Origin of the sequence: Glaciimonas sp. CA11.2, assembly GCF_034314045.1 — a bacterium.
Lineage (GTDB): Bacteria > Pseudomonadota > Gammaproteobacteria > Burkholderiales > Burkholderiaceae_D > Glaciimonas.
Genome location: NZ_JAVIWL010000001.1, coordinates 3,806,753 through 3,823,637 on the forward strand (window position 1 = coordinate 3,806,753; position 16,885 = coordinate 3,823,637).

The 16,885-nt window shown below is 49.2% G+C and carries 17 protein-coding genes; 14 read left to right on the top strand and 3 right to left on the bottom strand.

Annotation, left to right across the window (positions count from 1 at the left end; all coding sequences use genetic code 11):
* The first annotated feature begins 40 nt into the window (after positions 1-40).
* The 3 genes from clpB (at position 41) to RGU75_RS16505 (ending at position 3,875) form a co-directional block, all read left to right on the top strand.
* Positions 41-2,644, top strand: a complete 2,604-nt coding sequence (clpB, locus tag RGU75_RS16495; RefSeq protein ID WP_322237806.1) for an ATP-dependent chaperone ClpB — start codon at positions 41-43, stop codon at positions 2,642-2,644.
* A gap of 365 nt (positions 2,645-3,009) precedes the next feature.
* On the top strand, positions 3,010-3,321 hold the full coding sequence (locus tag RGU75_RS16500; RefSeq protein WP_322237807.1) for a Dabb family protein: 312 nt from the start codon (positions 3,010-3,012) through the stop codon (positions 3,319-3,321).
* 104 nt (positions 3,322-3,425) lie between these two features.
* On the top strand, positions 3,426-3,875 hold the full coding sequence (locus RGU75_RS16505) for a PaaI family thioesterase (RefSeq protein WP_322237808.1): 450 nt from the start codon (positions 3,426-3,428) through the stop codon (positions 3,873-3,875).
* 194 nt (positions 3,876-4,069) lie between these two features.
* Here RGU75_RS16505 and RGU75_RS16510 read toward each other — a convergent pair whose 3' ends face one another.
* From RGU75_RS16510 to RGU75_RS16520, 3 genes are read right to left on the bottom strand one after another with little or no spacing between them, the layout of a single operon-like run.
* Entirely contained in the window at positions 4,070-4,795 is a 726-nt protein-coding gene (locus RGU75_RS16510; RefSeq protein WP_322237809.1) for an NRDE family protein, read from the bottom strand.
* Positions 4,786-5,088: a DUF4936 family protein gene (locus tag RGU75_RS16515; RefSeq protein WP_322237812.1), complete on the bottom strand. Its 303-nt coding sequence runs from the start codon at positions 5,086-5,088 to the stop codon at positions 4,786-4,788. The genes RGU75_RS16510 and RGU75_RS16515 overlap by 10 nt, the downstream gene beginning before the upstream one ends.
* 30 nt (positions 5,089-5,118) lie before the next feature.
* Positions 5,119-6,168 carry a folate-binding protein gene (locus tag RGU75_RS16520; RefSeq protein ID WP_322237813.1) on the bottom strand — a complete coding sequence of 350 codons (1,050 nt, stop codon included), beginning with the start codon at positions 6,166-6,168 and terminating at the stop codon, positions 5,119-5,121.
* Positions 6,169-6,291: 123 nt separating this feature from the next.
* On the opposite strand from RGU75_RS16520, the gene mltG reads away from it, so the two are divergent.
* The 11 genes from mltG to RGU75_RS16575 all read left to right on the top strand — a co-directional run bounded on the left by mltG (position 6,292) and on the right by RGU75_RS16575 (position 16,871).
* Positions 6,292-7,278, top strand: coding sequence for an endolytic transglycosylase MltG (gene mltG, locus RGU75_RS16525; RefSeq protein ID WP_322237815.1), 987 nt, complete (start codon positions 6,292-6,294; stop codon positions 7,276-7,278).
* Between the two features lie 165 nt (positions 7,279-7,443).
* On the top strand, positions 7,444-8,052 hold the full coding sequence (gene tmk, locus RGU75_RS16530) for a dTMP kinase (RefSeq protein WP_322237817.1): 609 nt from the start codon (positions 7,444-7,446) through the stop codon (positions 8,050-8,052).
* 103 nt (positions 8,053-8,155) lie between these two features.
* Entirely contained in the window at positions 8,156-9,199 is a 1,044-nt protein-coding gene (locus tag RGU75_RS16535; RefSeq protein WP_322237818.1) for a DNA polymerase III subunit delta', read from the top strand.
* A gap of 220 nt (positions 9,200-9,419) precedes the next feature.
* Positions 9,420-9,797, top strand: coding sequence for a PilZ domain-containing protein (locus RGU75_RS16540; RefSeq protein WP_322237819.1), 378 nt, complete (start codon positions 9,420-9,422; stop codon positions 9,795-9,797).
* A gap of 2 nt (positions 9,798-9,799) precedes the next feature.
* The gene (locus tag RGU75_RS16545) at positions 9,800-10,339 is read left to right on the top strand and encodes an N-acetyltransferase family protein (RefSeq protein WP_322237821.1); all 540 of its coding nucleotides are present in this window, start codon (positions 9,800-9,802) and stop codon (positions 10,337-10,339) included.
* A 214-nt stretch (positions 10,340-10,553) separates the two neighbouring features.
* Positions 10,554-11,348, top strand: a complete 795-nt coding sequence (locus tag RGU75_RS16550) for a TatD family hydrolase (protein ID WP_322237823.1) — start codon at positions 10,554-10,556, stop codon at positions 11,346-11,348.
* Positions 11,341-12,045, top strand: coding sequence for an ankyrin repeat domain-containing protein (locus tag RGU75_RS16555; protein ID WP_322237826.1), 705 nt, complete (start codon positions 11,341-11,343; stop codon positions 12,043-12,045). The genes RGU75_RS16550 and RGU75_RS16555 overlap by 8 nt, the downstream gene beginning before the upstream one ends.
* 514 nt (positions 12,046-12,559) lie before the next feature.
* Entirely contained in the window at positions 12,560-13,063 is a 504-nt protein-coding gene (locus RGU75_RS16560) for a hypothetical protein (protein WP_322237828.1), read from the top strand.
* Positions 13,064-13,217: 154 nt separating this feature from the next.
* Positions 13,218-14,390: a cytochrome c oxidase subunit II gene (locus RGU75_RS16565; protein WP_322237830.1), complete on the top strand. Its 1,173-nt coding sequence runs from the start codon at positions 13,218-13,220 to the stop codon at positions 14,388-14,390.
* A 58-nt stretch (positions 14,391-14,448) separates the two neighbouring features.
* Complete coding sequence (ctaD, locus tag RGU75_RS16570) at positions 14,449-16,221, top strand: cytochrome c oxidase subunit I (protein ID WP_416186823.1); 1,773 nt, start codon at positions 14,449-14,451, stop codon at positions 16,219-16,221.
* Positions 16,218-16,871 carry a bb3-type cytochrome oxidase subunit III gene (locus RGU75_RS16575; protein ID WP_322237831.1) on the top strand — a complete coding sequence of 218 codons (654 nt, stop codon included), beginning with the start codon at positions 16,218-16,220 and terminating at the stop codon, positions 16,869-16,871. Before ctaD ends, RGU75_RS16575 begins: the two co-directional genes overlap by 4 nt.
* Positions 16,872-16,885: the final 14 nt, after the last annotated feature.

The window sequence follows — 16,885 nt, forward strand, 5'->3', positions numbered from 1 at the left end:
ATGTAATAGACTCTATGTAGCGGACATTTTGGAGGGAACCATGCGTTTCGATAAACTCACCACAAAACTGCAGGAAGCAATTTCGGATGCCCAAAGCCAGGCAGTCGGAAATGATAATCAATATATAGACCCGATTCATGTCCTGATTGCGTTGCTTAATCAAGATGACGGTAGCGCTCGTTCGCTATTGCAACGCGCAGGGGTGAATGTTGCCGCGCTGTCAAGCGGATTAAAGGCCGCGTTGGAGCGGTTACCAAAGGTTTCAGGCAACGGCGGTGAAGTCCAGATTGGTCGTGAATTACTCGGCTTGCTGAATCTGGCAGATAAGGAAGCGCAAAAGCATGGCGATCAATTTATCGCTAGTGAAATGCTGCTGCTTGGATTGCTCGATGATAAATCGGACGCCGGTAAATTGGCGCGCGAGCACGGACTGACGCGTAAGGCCCTTGCGGCGGCGATCAGCGCCGTGCGCGGTGGCGATAATGTGGCCTCGCAAGATGGCGATGGTCAGCGCGAAGCGTTAAAAAAATACACACTTGATCTGACTGAACGTGCACGTCAGGGCAAGCTTGATCCCGTGATTGGTCGTGATGATGAAATCCGTCGGGCGATTCAGGTTTTGCAACGCCGTAGCAAAAACAATCCAGTATTGATAGGCGAGCCGGGCGTCGGTAAAACTGCCATCGTCGAAGGATTGGCACAACGCATCGTCAATGGCGAAGTGCCGGATAGTCTGAAATCCAAGCGTGTATTGTCGCTGGATATGGCTTCGTTGCTGGCGGGCGCAAAATTCCGTGGTGAATTCGAAGAGCGTCTAAAAGCAGTGTTGAAAGAAATCGCGCTCGACGAGGGGCAGACAATTGTTTTTATCGATGAACTCCACACCATGGTTGGCGCTGGCAAAGCAGAAGGGGCGATGGACGCTGGCAATATGCTGAAACCCGCATTGGCGCGGGGCGAGCTGCATTGTGTCGGCGCGACGACGCTGGACGAGTATCGCAAATATATTGAAAAAGATGCTGCGCTGGAACGTCGTTTTCAGAAAATTCTGGTGGATGAGCCGTCCGTGGAGGCGACGATTGCGATCTTGCGCGGTTTGCAAGAAAAGTATGAAGTTCATCATGGCGTGCAAATCACCGACCCAGCAATCGTTGCTGCGGCTGAATTGTCGCATCGTTATATTACGGATCGATTTTTGCCGGACAAGGCTATCGATCTGATCGACGAAGCGGCAGCCAAGATCAAGATCGAAATTGACTCCAAACCGGAGGTCATGGACAAACTTGACCGTCGTTTGATTCAGCTTAAGATCGAGCGCGAGGCAGTAAAAAAAGAAAAAGATGAAGCTTCTCAAAAGCGCTTGAGTTTGATCGAACAAGAAATCGAAAAATTGGGGCGAGAATATGCGGACCTGGAAGAAATCTGGAAATCCGAAAAAGCCAGCGCCCTTGGTAGCCAGCATCTGAAGGAAGAGATTGAGAAGTTGCGCCTGCAAATTGATGAGGCGACGCGTAATAGCGATTGGCAAAAAGTTTCCGAGTTGAAATACGGCAAGATGAATGAGCTTGAGAAGGCGCTGGAAGTGCAGCAGAGGCAGGATGCATTTGCAGAGGCGCACCCTGATTCAGGCGCTAAACCGCGTTTGGTACGGACGCAGGTTGGCGCCGAAGAAATTGCAGAAATCGTTTCGCGATCTACCGGTATTCCGGTCTCCAAGATGATGCAGGGCGAACGAGAAAAACTGCTGAAGATGGAGGATGAATTGCATCGCCGCGTGGTGGGCCAGGATGAGGCCATCGTCGCTGTATCGGATGCGATCCGTCGTTCACGGGCGGGACTCAGCGATCCGGATCGGCCTTATGGTTCCTTCATGTTTTTGGGGCCAACCGGCGTCGGAAAAACCGAGCTGTGCAAGGCGCTGGCTGGTTTTTTGTTTGATACGCAGGATGCGATGATCCGTATCGACATGAGCGAATTTATGGAGAAGCATTCGGTCTCGCGTTTAATCGGTGCGCCGCCGGGCTATGTGGGTTACGAAGAGGGCGGCTATTTGACCGAGGCGGTGCGTCGCAAACCGTACAGCGTGATTTTGCTGGACGAAATTGAGAAAGCGCATCCCGACGTTTTTAACGTTTTGTTGCAGGTGCTGGATGATGGGCGCATGACCGATGGTCAGGGTCGCACAGTCGATTTCAAAAATACGGTGATTGTGATGACGTCAAATTTGGGATCACATCGCATTCAGGCCATGGAGGGTAGCGATCCGGCAGAGGTGAAATTGGAAGTTATGGGTGAAGTCAGGAATCACTTCCGTCCTGAGTTCATTAATCGCATCGATGAAATTGTGGTCTTCCATGGCCTTGATGAAAAAAATATCGGTGCCATCGCCAAGATTCAACTGAAAATTTTGGAGCAAAGGCTTGGCAAGTTGGATATGCAACTTGATATTTCCGAGAGTGCTTTACAAAAAATCGCGGAAGCGGGATTCGATCCGATATATGGCGCTCGACCACTAAAGCGCGCCATTCAGCAGCAAATTGAAAACCCGCTGTCCAAGCTCATATTGGAAGGGAAATTTGGGCCTAAAGATAGTATTCACATCAACGTTAAGGATAGTGAACTGATTTTTAATAAGGTGTCTTAAATCCTGAGCGCATTGCAGGAAACGGAGTCGATAAACTGATCTCGTCGAAATCGTTCAATCGTTAAAACAGAGAGCCACGAGATCCAACTCGTGGCTCTTTTTTTGTTTCATATTTCGCTGTCAACAGCCGGTTGCCATGCAAAGAGTAGCTAATGCGCATAGCCTAAAAAGACGACCGAAAAAATGACATAAATCCCGCCCGTAAGAAAATGACTGCCCAAAACGCTGTTTTTTTCGTCCATCAATTGCTAGCCTGAATTGCAGTTCGCCTCTTGCTAAAAACGAATCTGACTTTTCAGCTACACTTCAGCGCTTAGCTCGGAAAACCGCGATATTAAACTTCATTAACGGACAAATTAGTCATTATGGCCATTACTCTCAAACATATTGTTATGTGGAAATTGAAGGATCACGCCGAAGGTGCCGATAAGGCGACCAATGCGATTAAGTTAAAGGCATTGCTGGATAGTTGTGCGGCGATAGTTCCTGGCATTCTGCTATTTGATGCCGCAATTGCACAGGACGGCTTAGAGGCGACTTATGACGTGATATTAAACGCGGAATTTGCCTCACGCGAAGTACTGGAAGCGTATCAGAATCATCCCACGCACATTGCGATCAAGGCGTTCGTTGGTGCGGTGCGTGAAGCGCGACAATGTTTCGATTACGAGAGCTAAAATGCGCAATCGTCGTTGAACGCGACATTTCGGTAGTATCCGTTATTTCTGTGGTGACCCATCGTTTTTTGCGTCAATTTACATCACTTTTATAGTTAGCCTCTATGTTTCCCAAAGAAGTTTTCCCGCTCGATAATCCCTTTTTGAAGTACATCGGCGTCGAGTTTGTAGAGATGGGTGAGGGGACGGCAACACTGCAGCTGGATTTGCAGCCGCATCATATGAACAGCGGTCAGGTAACCCATGGCGGCGTGACGATGACCATGCTTGATGTGGTGATGGCGTTAGCCGGACGTACGCTGAACCCTCAAGCAAGTACTGCTGTCACCGTTGAAATGAAAACCAGTTTTTTGCAGCCGGGCGGCCGCATCGGCGGTCACCTTGTTGCTAAAGGCAAGGCTTTTCATCGCTCTGCGACGATGTGTTTTTGCGAAGCGGAATTATGGAATGATGAGAAACTGGTCGCAAAGTCGCTGGGTACTTTTAAATATCTGAAAAATATAACCAATGATCGCAAGGTTCTGCGCGAGTTTGATGGCGGAGCGGATGCCTAACAAAGGACAGACAAGGGGCTAGCTAAGCTTTCTATAGGCGCTTTGGGTTTCGTTGATTTATGGCGTTATATATTTCCCATATTTGCATACGCCACGTATTTGCCTGAAGTTAATATTTAAACGGTTACGGCAGGCAATCCACCCTTTTGATTGCGGTCGCTACCTGCCCCTTTTTGCCGCTTGCCCTTTGTTGATTAATGCACCGGCCGCTCGTCCAGTACAGCCGTGCCGCACGCGTGCAGTTTTACTAATGTTGAGGTACGCGTGCCGTAATCTGGCGAGCTAATAAATACCGAGGATAGCAAACGCTCCTTTTCGATGCCCACTCCTGTCGATGGCAAGCGGCAATCACCAGCGATCGTGGTGTCGGTCAGCATGTCAAAGTAGGTTTCGTCCGGTGCGCCTTGACATAGCAAGCTGGCAAATTGCGCCTTTGTTCTGACCACTTTCGGCCAGCAGACATCCAGCAACGCGTTAGACAAACCATATATGCCGGCGGGCAATGGCTTCCCGTTTCGTGGGTCGGCCTCGCCTTTGTTGGAATACCAAACTAAGTCCTGGCCATCATGAATAAGCAAGTTAAAGCCGTTATAGTCGTTTGCACCCACGCTGATCTGCGCAATATATTCTGCTGCGGTTGCTTTACTGCTGAGAAAATCAGCCACTAATCCGCCTCGGCTGGGCGCGTTCTCATGGCGTTCTGCCGGCGCGCGAACATTCGTTATCGCGGCGAATCGGCCGGTTCGACTAATACCAATCCAGGTCCCGCCATTTTGGAGGTCACGTCCTGCATAAATATCGGGACGATCTTCCCACCAGTTTGCAGGTGCGCTGGGTCGTGCGTAAAACTCGTCACGGTTGGCGGCTGCAATTAACGGCAGGCCCGGAACGACTTTCCAGGAAAAAACGATTAGGCACATAATGAACCAGTAGCAAAAGATTCAGAAATAAAAAATTCGGTGTGACGTGGGCCTTCAATCAAGGTAATCACGCCACTTTGCACAACCGCTTGCGCGACATGCGACGTAAAATTGTCCGGTACTTCCAGATAAACCTCCATCCAGGTATGTTGCCCGTTTTCGGCCTCCGGTCGCCGTTTTAACGCACAGGAAATCTGAAAATCACGAGACAGTTTAGTCTGCATCGCGGTAGCCATTTGCATCAATTGCGTAGCATTGGTGGCCGCTACGCGGTAATAAATATAAAGATCCATACTGATCCAACATCCTGTTGCGATAGACGTTTATGACAGCTTGACGGCCGGTGCCACAGGATCCGGCATGGCATAAGGTAGCGGAATAAAGCTTAATTGCGGTCCGCTGGCAGAGCCAATATGCACGCTTCCATTGTCTAGTGCCGCCAGTTTGATTTCCAGGAGGCAGGTGGTTGTTTTGCCATTCGGGTCAAGTCGCTCCGCGTTGACAATCATGCCGCAAGGTTGCAAAGGGTCGGCGCTGGAGAATACTTCGGTACCAGCGTCTACGTCAATTGCATCAACGTTTGCCAGTACTGCGCGGCGTTTGAGTTTACCTAAATATTGACTGCGCGCGACGATTTCCTGGCCGGGATAACAGCCTTTCTTAAAATTGACACCGCCTACCACTTCATAGTTGATCATTTGCGGGACGAACTGTTCTTGCGTCGCCAGCGTAATTTGTGGAATCCCGGCTTGAATCTGCCCGAGACGCCATACGCGATCATCCACTACCGGCAATGTTTCGGACAATGGTGTCCATGCAGCGATAGCGATTTGCTGCGATGCGATCCATTGATATCGGGCTACGCCATTGGCATCGCTGCAGCGGATTAACGTACCGTTTGCGTTGTCGATTTTGGCATAAGGGGCAGTTGGTAAGTCAGTGAACCATGGTGCTAAAGCAGCGCCAACTGCCGTCCCGCCAAGCCCGATCACCGCATACTCTTCGGTGACGTCCGCTAATTTTGCCTTGGAGCGCATCACAAACATTTGCAGGCGCTTCTGGACCGCTGCCTGAATAGTTCGCGGAAGTTGCAGAAAGATGGTCTGATCGCTCTTCCACATTAACAAAGTCGCCAGCAAACGTCCTTTTGGCGAACAGTAACCCGCAAGCCGGATTTGATCCAATGGCAATTGCGCTACATCGTTAGTCAATTGGTTATGCAAAAAATTGGCAGCTTCGTCGCCAGTTAGCGCGATCAGCCCAAGATCCGTTATCGGAGTAACAAAATTACCTTCTGCATCCGGCATTGTTTGCAGATTGTTGGTGGACTGTTGGTTCAAAAACTCTTGCCAGGTGGTTACAATTTTAGTCATAAAAGTGGGGCATTTTCAATTCAGCGATTATCATGTTGGGTTGATTATAGTGATGTCTCAAAAAGGCGTCGGGTTTAACCGATTTTCGACATCCTGAACTGATTTAGAAAAACCGCGGAGCGATTGACTTTGTTTAAGAAATTAGTGTTAAGTATTGTTGTACTGGCATTGCTTGCCGTTGGCGGTTTGGCTTATTGGGGCAGACAACCGGTGTTTGAAACTGGCGATCCGATACCCTTCACGATTAAATCGGGTAGCGGGCTGGATAGTGTCGTGCAGCAAATCGCCAGCGCAGGCGTTCCCGTCAACCCTGAAATATTAGGTATTCTGGCGCGATTAACAGGGAAAAGCGGCAAGCTTAAGGCAGGTAGTTATGAAATAAAGCCCGGTACCACGCCTTTGCGCCTGATCACCCAATTAGTGCGCGGCGAATTTGCGCAAGAGTCATTGACGGTCATTGAGGGATGGACTTTTCGTCAAATGCGACAAGCAATTGCGGCACAGAGCGCGCTGAAGCACGATACGCAATTGCTGTCGGACGCTGAACTGATGGCCAAAATTACACCTGACTACACACTGCCGGAAGGCCTGTTTGCACCGGATACTTATTTGTTCGCAAAAGGGTCGAGCGATTTGCAGGTCTATAAACAAGCGCATGCACTGCTATTAAAAAGGCTTAATAGTGCATGGGAGAATCGTGATCTGTCTGTCCCTTACAAAAGCCCGTATGAGGCACTGATCATGGCGTCGATAGTCGAAAAGGAAACGGGACGCAAAGCGGAGCGTACCAATATCGCCGGTGTATTTGTGAATCGATTACGCCTCGGAATGTTGTTGCAGACCGATCCGACGGTAATCTACGGCATGGGAGAGCAATATGAGGGACGCATCCGCAAGCGCGATCTCACCACCGACACGCCTTACAATACCTATACACGTGCCGGTCTGCCGCCGACGCCAATTGCGTTGCCCGGAGATGAGTCATTGCACGCTGCCATGAATCCCGCCAAAACGGATGCGTTATTTTTTGTCGCCAAGGGTGACGGCAGCAGCCATTTCTCAAGCAGTCTTGGTGAACATAATCAGGCCGTGAATAAATATCAGCGATGACTTCGGTGCTGAATCGTTGCGGCTGCCGTTGCTACTATTCAGCGTTAATCAAAGGGCAATCAATGGTATTCATCGACATTGCAGGACATTGCCTTGCATTATCACGTATTTGGTCGGTTACACTATGACAAACAAAGAGTTACTTACGGAAATGTTCAGAGATCTATGACATCTGCAAAATTTATTACCTTTGAAGGTATCGATGGGGCGGGGAAATCAACGCACATCGGCTACGTTACTGAATTATTACGCAGTCGTGGACTGATCGTAGTTACGACCCGTGAGCCCGGCGGAACGGCACTGGGCGAAGCATTGCGTGAATTGGTCTTGCATAAAAAAATGCATCTTGAAACCGAGGCTATGCTGATGTTTGCATCCCGCCGCGAGCATTTGGCGCAAGTCATTGAGCCGGCATTGGCACGCGGCGATTGGGTCGTTTCTGACCGTTTTAGCGATGCGACGTTTGCCTATCAGGGCGGCGGCAGAAAACTTTCTCTGAATAAATTGGATGTTTTAGAGCAATGGGTACATCCACATTTGCAGCCGGATCTAACGCTATTGTTTGACGTGCCATTAGAAGTGGCGCGGGCACGTTTGGATGCGACGCGTGATCTGGATCGGTTTGAACAGGAGAAGGCAACATTTTTCGCCGATACGCGTGCGGAGTATTTGCGTCGAGCGGCGCAGTTTCCTGCCCGTTTCCGGGTAATCGATTCGACACAACCTATTGCTGACATTCAGCGAGGCCTGGAAAAAATCATCGCGGCTTTGTAACGGGGCGTGATTGCCGGACCGGTGGTCTAGTATTAGCGTTGGCGTACACTTGCCGAGTTGCCAACAAAGTAATTAATTAATGGATTGAGTGATTGTTAAATTAATGAGTAATTTGATATTCCCATGGCAAAGTAATGCTTGGCAGCAGCTGCAAGCAATGCGCGCCCGCATGCCGCACGCGATCTTGTTTCACGGTGCTGAAGGAATTGGTAAAACCATTTTTGCCGAGCAATTTGCACAGTCGTTATTTTGCGATGCGCCACTAGCGGATGGTCACGCCTGTGGCGTTTGTCCATCATGTGGCTGGTTTGTTCAGCATAATCATCCTGATTATCGTCGGGTGCGGCCAGAAACTTTGGAGGATGAGGATGCACGCGATGTCGGCGACGGGGCCGACGATGGAGGGGATAGCAAAAAAACTGCAAAGTCGACTAAAGCGCCATCGAAAGAAATTAAGATTGATCAAATTCGTGCGTTGGCCGGATTCATGAATATTTCTACGCATCGTCAGGGGCAACGGGTAGTGGTGCTGTATCCAGCAGAAGCGCTAAATGCCGCCGCCGCCAATGCCCTTTTAAAAACCTTGGAAGAGCCACCGCCGAACACTGTATTTTTGTTGATTTCGAATAGCCTGGATCGGTTGTTGCCGACGATATTATCGCGCTGCCGTAAATTTCCAATGCCGGTTCCTTCACGTCAGGAGGCGCTTCTCTGGTTACAACAACAAGGTGTCGCTGATGCTGATATGTGGCTAGCCGAGCAGGGTGGCGCGCCGTTGACCGCACAGATTCAGTCACAAAGTGAAGGGCGTGAACTGATCAACGAGTTGTTAGCTTATCTGAGTGCGCCCGGTATTGATGGGGCGCTGAAATGCGCGGAACGCTTGCAGAAAACGCCCGTGGTAGAACTACTCGGTTGGCAGCAGCGCTGGCTCTATGATTTGTTTTCGCTGAAAATGACCAACACCGTTCGCTATTATCCGCGCCATCAAAAGGTTCTGGTTACCCTTGCCGCAAGGACACAAACGGGTGATTTGTTGCGTGGATTAAAGGCTTGTAACGAGCGACGGGCGATTGCGGAGCATCCGTTATCTGCGCGGCTTTTTATTGAAGATATGCTGTTGGATTATGCAAAAATATTTGCCTGAATCTTGTTCTCGGCATTAATTTCAGAAGTATCGACAGATTGTTCCGACGCGGTTTATTGAGAACTTACTGATGAAGACGGTATGATGGTACGTCAGGCTGATGCCACTTGTGCGATGTCGCTAGTAAGTGAAGTGAACGCAATGTTGCGATCGGGGGTCACATTGCCAGCAAACATGCGTCATGCAATTGCGGGTTTTAATTATTCGAAAGGGAAAGCACATGGCAGAAAATTCAATCGTTGGTGGTGGTGTAAGGTTAGCCAGACCCTCGGTTTTATCCCTGGCGATCAAGGAGAAATCGGCTTTATACGCGGCTTATATGCCGTTTTTAACCTTTGGTGGGGTGTTCGTGCCGACCAACAAAGCGCATGTTATTGGAGATGAGATTTATTTGATTCTCACTTTGATGGAAGACCCCGCAAAATATCCGATTGCTGGCAAAGTCGCCTGGATTACACCATCCGGCGCAAATAATAACCGGGCCCAGGGGATTGGCGTTCACTTTCCAGATGATGATGGTGGACATAGATTACGTACTCGCATTGAAGAAATTCTTGGCTCCGCACTGAGTTCCAGCCGACCTACTCACACTTTATAAATATGAAATATCATCACAGAATCGCCACGCAACAGGATCTCACCGCCATAGTTGCAATCTACAACAGTACCGTCGCCTCGCGTGAGGTGACGGCCGATACAGAGCCGGTTTCGGTTGAATCGCGTCAAGCCTGGTTCGATCACCACAACGCAACTTTGCGTCCGTTATGGGTTGTTGAGCAGGAACTTGATCAATCCGTCGATCAATCGGTTGATGATGCCGCCTCGCCTGCCATCGTTGGATGGTTGTCGTATTCTGATTTTTACGGTCGTCCCGCCTACGCTGGAACTGCTGAAATTTCGATCTACATACATGAAGTCGCGCGTGGCAAAGGGATTGGCCGTTATCTGATGGAGCAGGCTCTTACTTATGCACCGCAAGCTGGGGTTCACACTTTGCTGGGTTTTGTCTTCGGTCACAACGCGCCAAGTTTGAAATTATTTGAAGTATTTGGGTTCGAGCGCTGGGCCAACATGCCAAGGGTGGCAACGCTTGATGGCATTGAGCGCGATTTAGTAATATTAGGCAAGCGCGTCGCATAAATTTATGCTGGTTGTGCGAGCGCTATTTGTACTATCCATTTGTTTTGCTTGATCGCGGGATTGCCAACTCGTTAGATAAATCGATACAAATCGATTCCACGTCCAGTAATAATGTGCAGCATGTCTATCCGCAGCCTCCTGTCGTGTTTCATCTGTTTTCGTTGTTCAGATGATTTTCTACTCCGATTTGCCCTGTTTTTAATCTACTTATATCATGTACATCGACTCTCACTGTCATATCAATTTTCCCGAGCTTGCTGCGAAAATGCCAGAAATATTGGCTAAGATGGCAGAAAACAAGGTGACGCACGCGCTGTGCGTCTCTGTCGATTTGCCTGATTTTCCGCAGGTTCTGAAATTGGCAAAAACTTACCCGCATATCTACGCCTCAGTGGGTGTTCATCCCGACTACGAAGATACGCCAGAACCGACGGTGGATGACTTGGTCAGACTTTCCGATCATCCAAAAATCATCGCTATTGGTGAGACCGGTCTGGATTATTTTCGGCTTAAAGGTGATCTTGAATGGCAGCGTGAACGTTTTCGTCGTCATATACGCGCCTCCCGAGCAACCGGAAAGCCATTGATTATCCACACACGCGCTGCATCGGAAGATACGATAAAAATTATGCGTGAAGAGGGCGCGGGTACGAATGCCGGTGGCGCTGGCGGCGTCATGCATTGCTTTACCGAGTCATTGGCGGTGGCTGAAGCGGCAATTGAAATGGGATTTTATATTTCGTTTTCCGGCATCGTTACTTTTAAGAGCGCAAAAGACCTGCAAGCCGTTGCTTTGGAGGTCCCGTTGGAACGTACCTTAATTGAGACCGACTCGCCGTATCTCGCTCCTGTGCCGTATCGTGGCAGGATGAACGAGCCCGGATTAGTGGTGCATGTAGCAGAATATCTGGCCAACCTGAAGGGTTTGCCCGTGGCCCAGGTTGCCCAGCAAACCACAGATAACTTCTTTACGTTATTCAAACTGCCTCAAGAGATCGCCCATGCTTAAATTTGTTGAAACCGTCAATGCAACGGCCACGCGTCGTCGCTTTTTGTCGAGCGCCAGTGGCGGAATACTGGCAATCATGTTGGGCGCGTTTCCGATGGTAAGCAAAGCTGCCAACTCGGACGAATTCTTCAAGTTGGTCCAGATGGATGATTATCGTCGTCTACCCAAATTGCTTGCGACCGGACTGGATCCCAATATTGTTGAGAGCAAACGCGGTGAGACCGGTTTGATGTTGGCAATACGTGAAGATGCAATGAGGTCGTTCAATATATTACTAAATGCACGCGGAATTAACCTTAACGCACGTGCGCACAATGGTGATACTGCCCTTATGGTGGCGTCGTATAAGGGAAATGTTGCTGCAGTAAAAGCCTTGCTGGATAAAGAGGCTGAGCCGAATAGTACTGGCTGGACTGCGCTGCATTACGCGGCGACGATTGGCAATGATGAAATTGTGCAATTGTTATTGGATGCATCGGCCTACATTGATGCAGGCTCGCCAAACCAGACGACACCGTTGATGATGGCGGCGCGTGAAGGCAAAATTCTGACGGTCAAATTGCTGTTGGATTCAGGGGCTGATGAAACCTTAAAAAATGATGTGGGTATGAACGCAATTGATTTTGCGAAGAAATTTGATCATCAGGATATCGTTGATGGATTAATGTCTCGATTGAAGAAAGCTAGACAGCGATAAACCGAAGGGAACATGATAAATAAGAACAAATAAGAATAAATAAGAACAAATAAGAACAAATAAGAACAAATAAGAACAGCAAGGACAAACACGCACTAGCTGGTCAAGGTCAGTTATAACCGATTTCACTTTCAGTTATTGCACTAAGGGAAAAAGTGTCGTGCGCCTCAAGCGATGCCAAGTGCAGGTTGACACGTTATTCCTGTGCTCCAACCATCATCACTATCTCTTCAAACTTCTTTTCTTTTCGCCTCCTTCCCGTCCGCTTATTCCGGCACTATTCCGCTCTATTCCCAATCGTTTACGGCTCTATTCGTAGTTCGATCAAGATGCGATTATTGCGTGTGCGGTGCAACATGCAGAGTATTTTGCACGTTGTCAAATTTGTACTACACTAAATTCATAAGCGCCCCAAAAAATGATTGAGCTGCTCGCCCATGCACGTTCCAACGTTGCTCTTACATGGCGTTGTTAATGTGTTTTTAGGTGCTGTCGCTGTGTTCAGGAGATCACTATGGAACTTCATATGCATACTCATCATCTGGAGTCGCGGGTGCCGGATTGGATGGCGGCTGTGGTTGCCGGATTTGTTGGCGGTGCAGTTGTGATGGTTTTAGAATTGCTCTGGTCGTCACTGATCGGGAGATCTAGTCCATGGGCAATATCTCACATGATTTCCGCTATTGTCATGGGACCTGACGTCCTCCAATCCACTGATTTCAGCGTATCGGTGGTCGCCACGGCGTTGGTGACGCATTATGTGCTGGGCATCGTTTTTGGTCTTGTTTTATGCGGGATCATTGCGCCATTTCATTTCGATTCCAGCATGGGCATGGTATTTCTGACAGGTACCGTGTTCGGTTTGTTGTTGTATCTGTTTAACTTTTATGTCATGTCGCAATTTTTCTCGTGGTTCGACGGAATGCGCGGCTGGGCGTCTTTGGGGACGCATCTGATTTTCGGCATGGTGACGGCAGTCTCTTATTGGACGCTCGAACGGAGAAATGGACATCGGTAGGACTTTACGTTCAGTGCTTCAAGGAGTATTCGCCTGAAAGGAGTCACCGCAAGTGCGCGTGAGATCGTGAAAATGTACACAATAAATCTGAATCTTGATTGACCTGTCGCCGCCTATTCGCTTGGTGGAGTAATGGCAGCGGAAGAGGGTAGATATGACTATGGCCGTCGTACTTATCGTATTGGTGGACCTGTCGGTCCTCTTCCACTTATTGAGTCCGTGGACGGCGACGCCGCTGGCCTCGAACTGGCAGCAGATGGACAACACGTTAACCATTACGCTGGTGATCACCGGTTTTGTGTTTATCGTGCTTAATCTTTTTCTGGTCTACATGTTGATGCGCTTCGGCCATCGCAAAGGTAGGCGTGCAGCCTATCAACCTGAAAATAAAAAGCTGGAATTGTGGCTGATAGGGATCACCACGATCGGAATTATTGCACTGTTGGCGCCGGGATTGCTGGTGTATGCCGACTTTGTTAACGTGCCTAAAAATGCGCTACAAGTTGAGGTATTGGGACAACAATGGCAGTGGCGTTTTCGGTTTGCCGGTGCTAGCGGAAAATTTGGTCGCACGAACGTTCATTTGGTCAGCGGAGCCAACCCATTTGGTATTGATCCAGCCGATCATGCTGGCAGCGGCAATATACTTATCAATAGCAACGAACTACATTTGCCGCTTAACTATCCGATTCAAATGGTGCTTCGATCGCAAGATGTATTGCACGACTTTTATGTTCCACCCTTTCGTGCCCGGATGAACATGGTTCCCGGTACCGTCACCTCATTTTGGTTCACCCCAACTAAAGTGGGACGCTATGAAGTGTTGTGCGCACAACTATGTGGAGTGGGTCATGCCAACATGCGCGCTTATGTCGTGGTGGAGGATGTGGCCAGCTTTAAAAGCTGGTTACAGGGTCAACCGACATTTGCGGTGTCTATGTTGCCGCAAGCGCGTACTCAAGCGGGCAATTCAAGTGGCGGAGTTAGCCTCGTAGCGGAAGGTAAGGCGCTCGCCGCTTCCAAGGCCTGTATTTCTTGCCATACGGTCGACGGTAATCCCTTGGTCGGGCCAACCTGGAAGGGATTATTTGGCAAAATGGAGATCATGGAAAACGGCAGTACCGCGTTGGTCGATGAAGCCTATTTACGGAATTTTATTCGTAACCCGCAGGAACACGTCGTCAAAGGATTCACGCCGATCATGCCCAAGATCGATATGAGCGATGCGGAGCTAACGGCACTCGTCGCGTATATAAAATCATTTGGCATTGCTGCGCAGGGATCACCGCAAAAACAGGCAGAAGCGACAAGCGATAGCAGTCAATAAGCAGTCCCTATCATATGAGTAGCGGCCTTAACGTCGCCAGCGTTTAACGGGGAAGTCCATGACTAGCACCGAAGAGATGATCACACACCAGAATGATGAGGCGCACCAGGCGCCTCAGAGCTTCTTTTTGAAATATGTCTGGAGTCAGGATCATAAGGTGATTGCTATTCAGTATTCCTGTATCGCTATCTTCGCTGGTTTGGTCGGTGTTGCGCTATCAAATTTGATGCGTCTTCAACTTGGCTTTCCTGGTCGTTTTTCTGGAATCGATGCGACGCATTACTACCAGTTCATGACCATGCACGGCATGATTATGGTGATTTATCTGCTGACAGCTTTACTGTTAGGCGGCTTCGGCAATTATCTGATTCCATTGATGGTAGGTGCACGTGACATGGTATTTCCCTACTTAAATATGTTGAGTGTCTGGACCTATTTTTTATCGGTGATCGTGTTAATGGCGAGTTTCTTTGTGCCAGGAGGTCCGACTGGCGCTGGCTGGACTCTTTATCCGCCGCAAGCTATTTTGCCCGGCACGCCCGGCTATGAGTGGGGTATTATTCTGATGCTGGTGTCGCTATTGATATTTATCGTTGCTGCGACGATGGGTGGCTTAAATTATGTGACGACCGTCTTGCAGGCGCGTACTGAGGGTATGACGTTGATGCGCATGCCACTGACCGTGTGGGGTATTTTTGTCGCGACTATTTTGGCGTTATTAGCTTTTCCTGCGTTGTTTGTCAGCGGCATCATGATGTTGCTTGATCGCACGCTCGCCACCAGTTTTTTTATGCCTGCTTTGCTATCAATGGGCAAAGCTACTAATTACAACGGCGGAAGTCCGCTGCTGTTTCAACATTTATTCTGGTTCTTTGGTCATCCCGAGGTCTACATTGTTGCATTGCCAGCATTTGGCATTGTCTCGGATTTGATCAGCGTTCACGCCCGAAAGTGTATCTTCGGCTACCGCACGATGGTGTGGGCGATACTTGCTATTGGTGTCCTCAGTGTGGTGGTATGGGCGCACCACATGTTTGTTAGCGGCATGAATCCGTATTTCGGATTTTTCTTTGCCACGACAACTCTCATTATCGCGATTCCTACTGCGATCAAAGTGTACAACTGGTTGCTGACGTTATGGGACGGGGATATTCACATGACCGTGCCGATGTTGTTTGCGCTGGCTTTTATCAGTACTTTTCTTATTGGCGGTTTGACTGGTTTGTTTCTTGGCAATGTCAGCGTTGATATTCCGCTATCCAACACATATTTCGTTGTTGCGCATTTCCACATGGTGATGGGGGTATCGCCGTTATTGGTGATTTTTGGCGGTATCTATCACTGGTTCCCAAAAGTATCAGGACGCATGTTGGATGATCGGCTGGGAAAGATTCACTTCTGGCTTACCTTTATCGGTACTTATGCGATATTTTTTCCAATGCATTATCTCGGCATTTTGGGCATGCCGCGGCGTTACTACGTTTTTCAGGGATATAAATTTATTCCATCATCGGCGCAATCGCTGAACGTTTTCATTACCGTGGTGGCACTGGTGGTAGCGGCGGGGCAACTCGTATTCATATTTAATCTGGTGTGGAGTACGTTCCGGGGCAAGCGAGCGGAATCCAACCCATGGCGCGCTGCTTCTCTGGAATGGCAGACACCAAAAACGCCACCAGAACACGGTAATTGGGGGCCGCAATTGCCGGTCGTCTATCGCGGTGCTTACGCCTACAGTCTTCCAGGCGAGAAGGAGGATTTTGTCGCGCAGAATGCGCCACCTGCACTGGACACGCCGCTACCCGTTGTGAGTAAAGGGGCATTAGCGTGAGTACTTCTCATACATTAAAAGTCACCAGACGCGACTCTGGTCGAATGACTATACGGGCCAGAATTACGCGCCCGTCAACAATCGCTGCTGTCAGCGTTGCACTGTGGGTTTTTATTGGCGTGGCCACTGCGTTATTCACCTTGTTCATGGCGGCGTATGTGATGCGAATGGATGGTAGTGACTGGTCGCCTATTGTGATGCCCTGGCAGTGTTGGCTCAGTACCATTTTGTTGTTGGCGACGAGCTTGATGTTACATGGTGCAAATAAAGCTGGCCGACCATTAACGACGCGTAAGTTTTTAGTAATGGGCGGTTTTTTCGGATTTGCGTTCATAGGATGCCAATTCTGGAGCTGGCATGCCCTCCAAGCAAACCACATAACGCCAATGGGTAATCCGGCGGGTAGTTTTTTCTTCTTACTCACCGCGATGCATGGCGCGCACGTTCTGGGCGGTTTGGTCGGTTGGCTACGAACAGTGCGTTTTGTACGATTTGGCCCCGTATTGGATAGCGCCATGTTCGAGTTGAGATGGCGCGCCCGACTGTGCACCCGTTACTGGGATTTTTTGCTAGCGGTATGGGTCGTGCTTTTTGCAGCGTTAGGCTGGCTAACACCGGAAGTAGTCCGGTTCATTTGTGGCACGCGTTGATACGGCATCAAAAA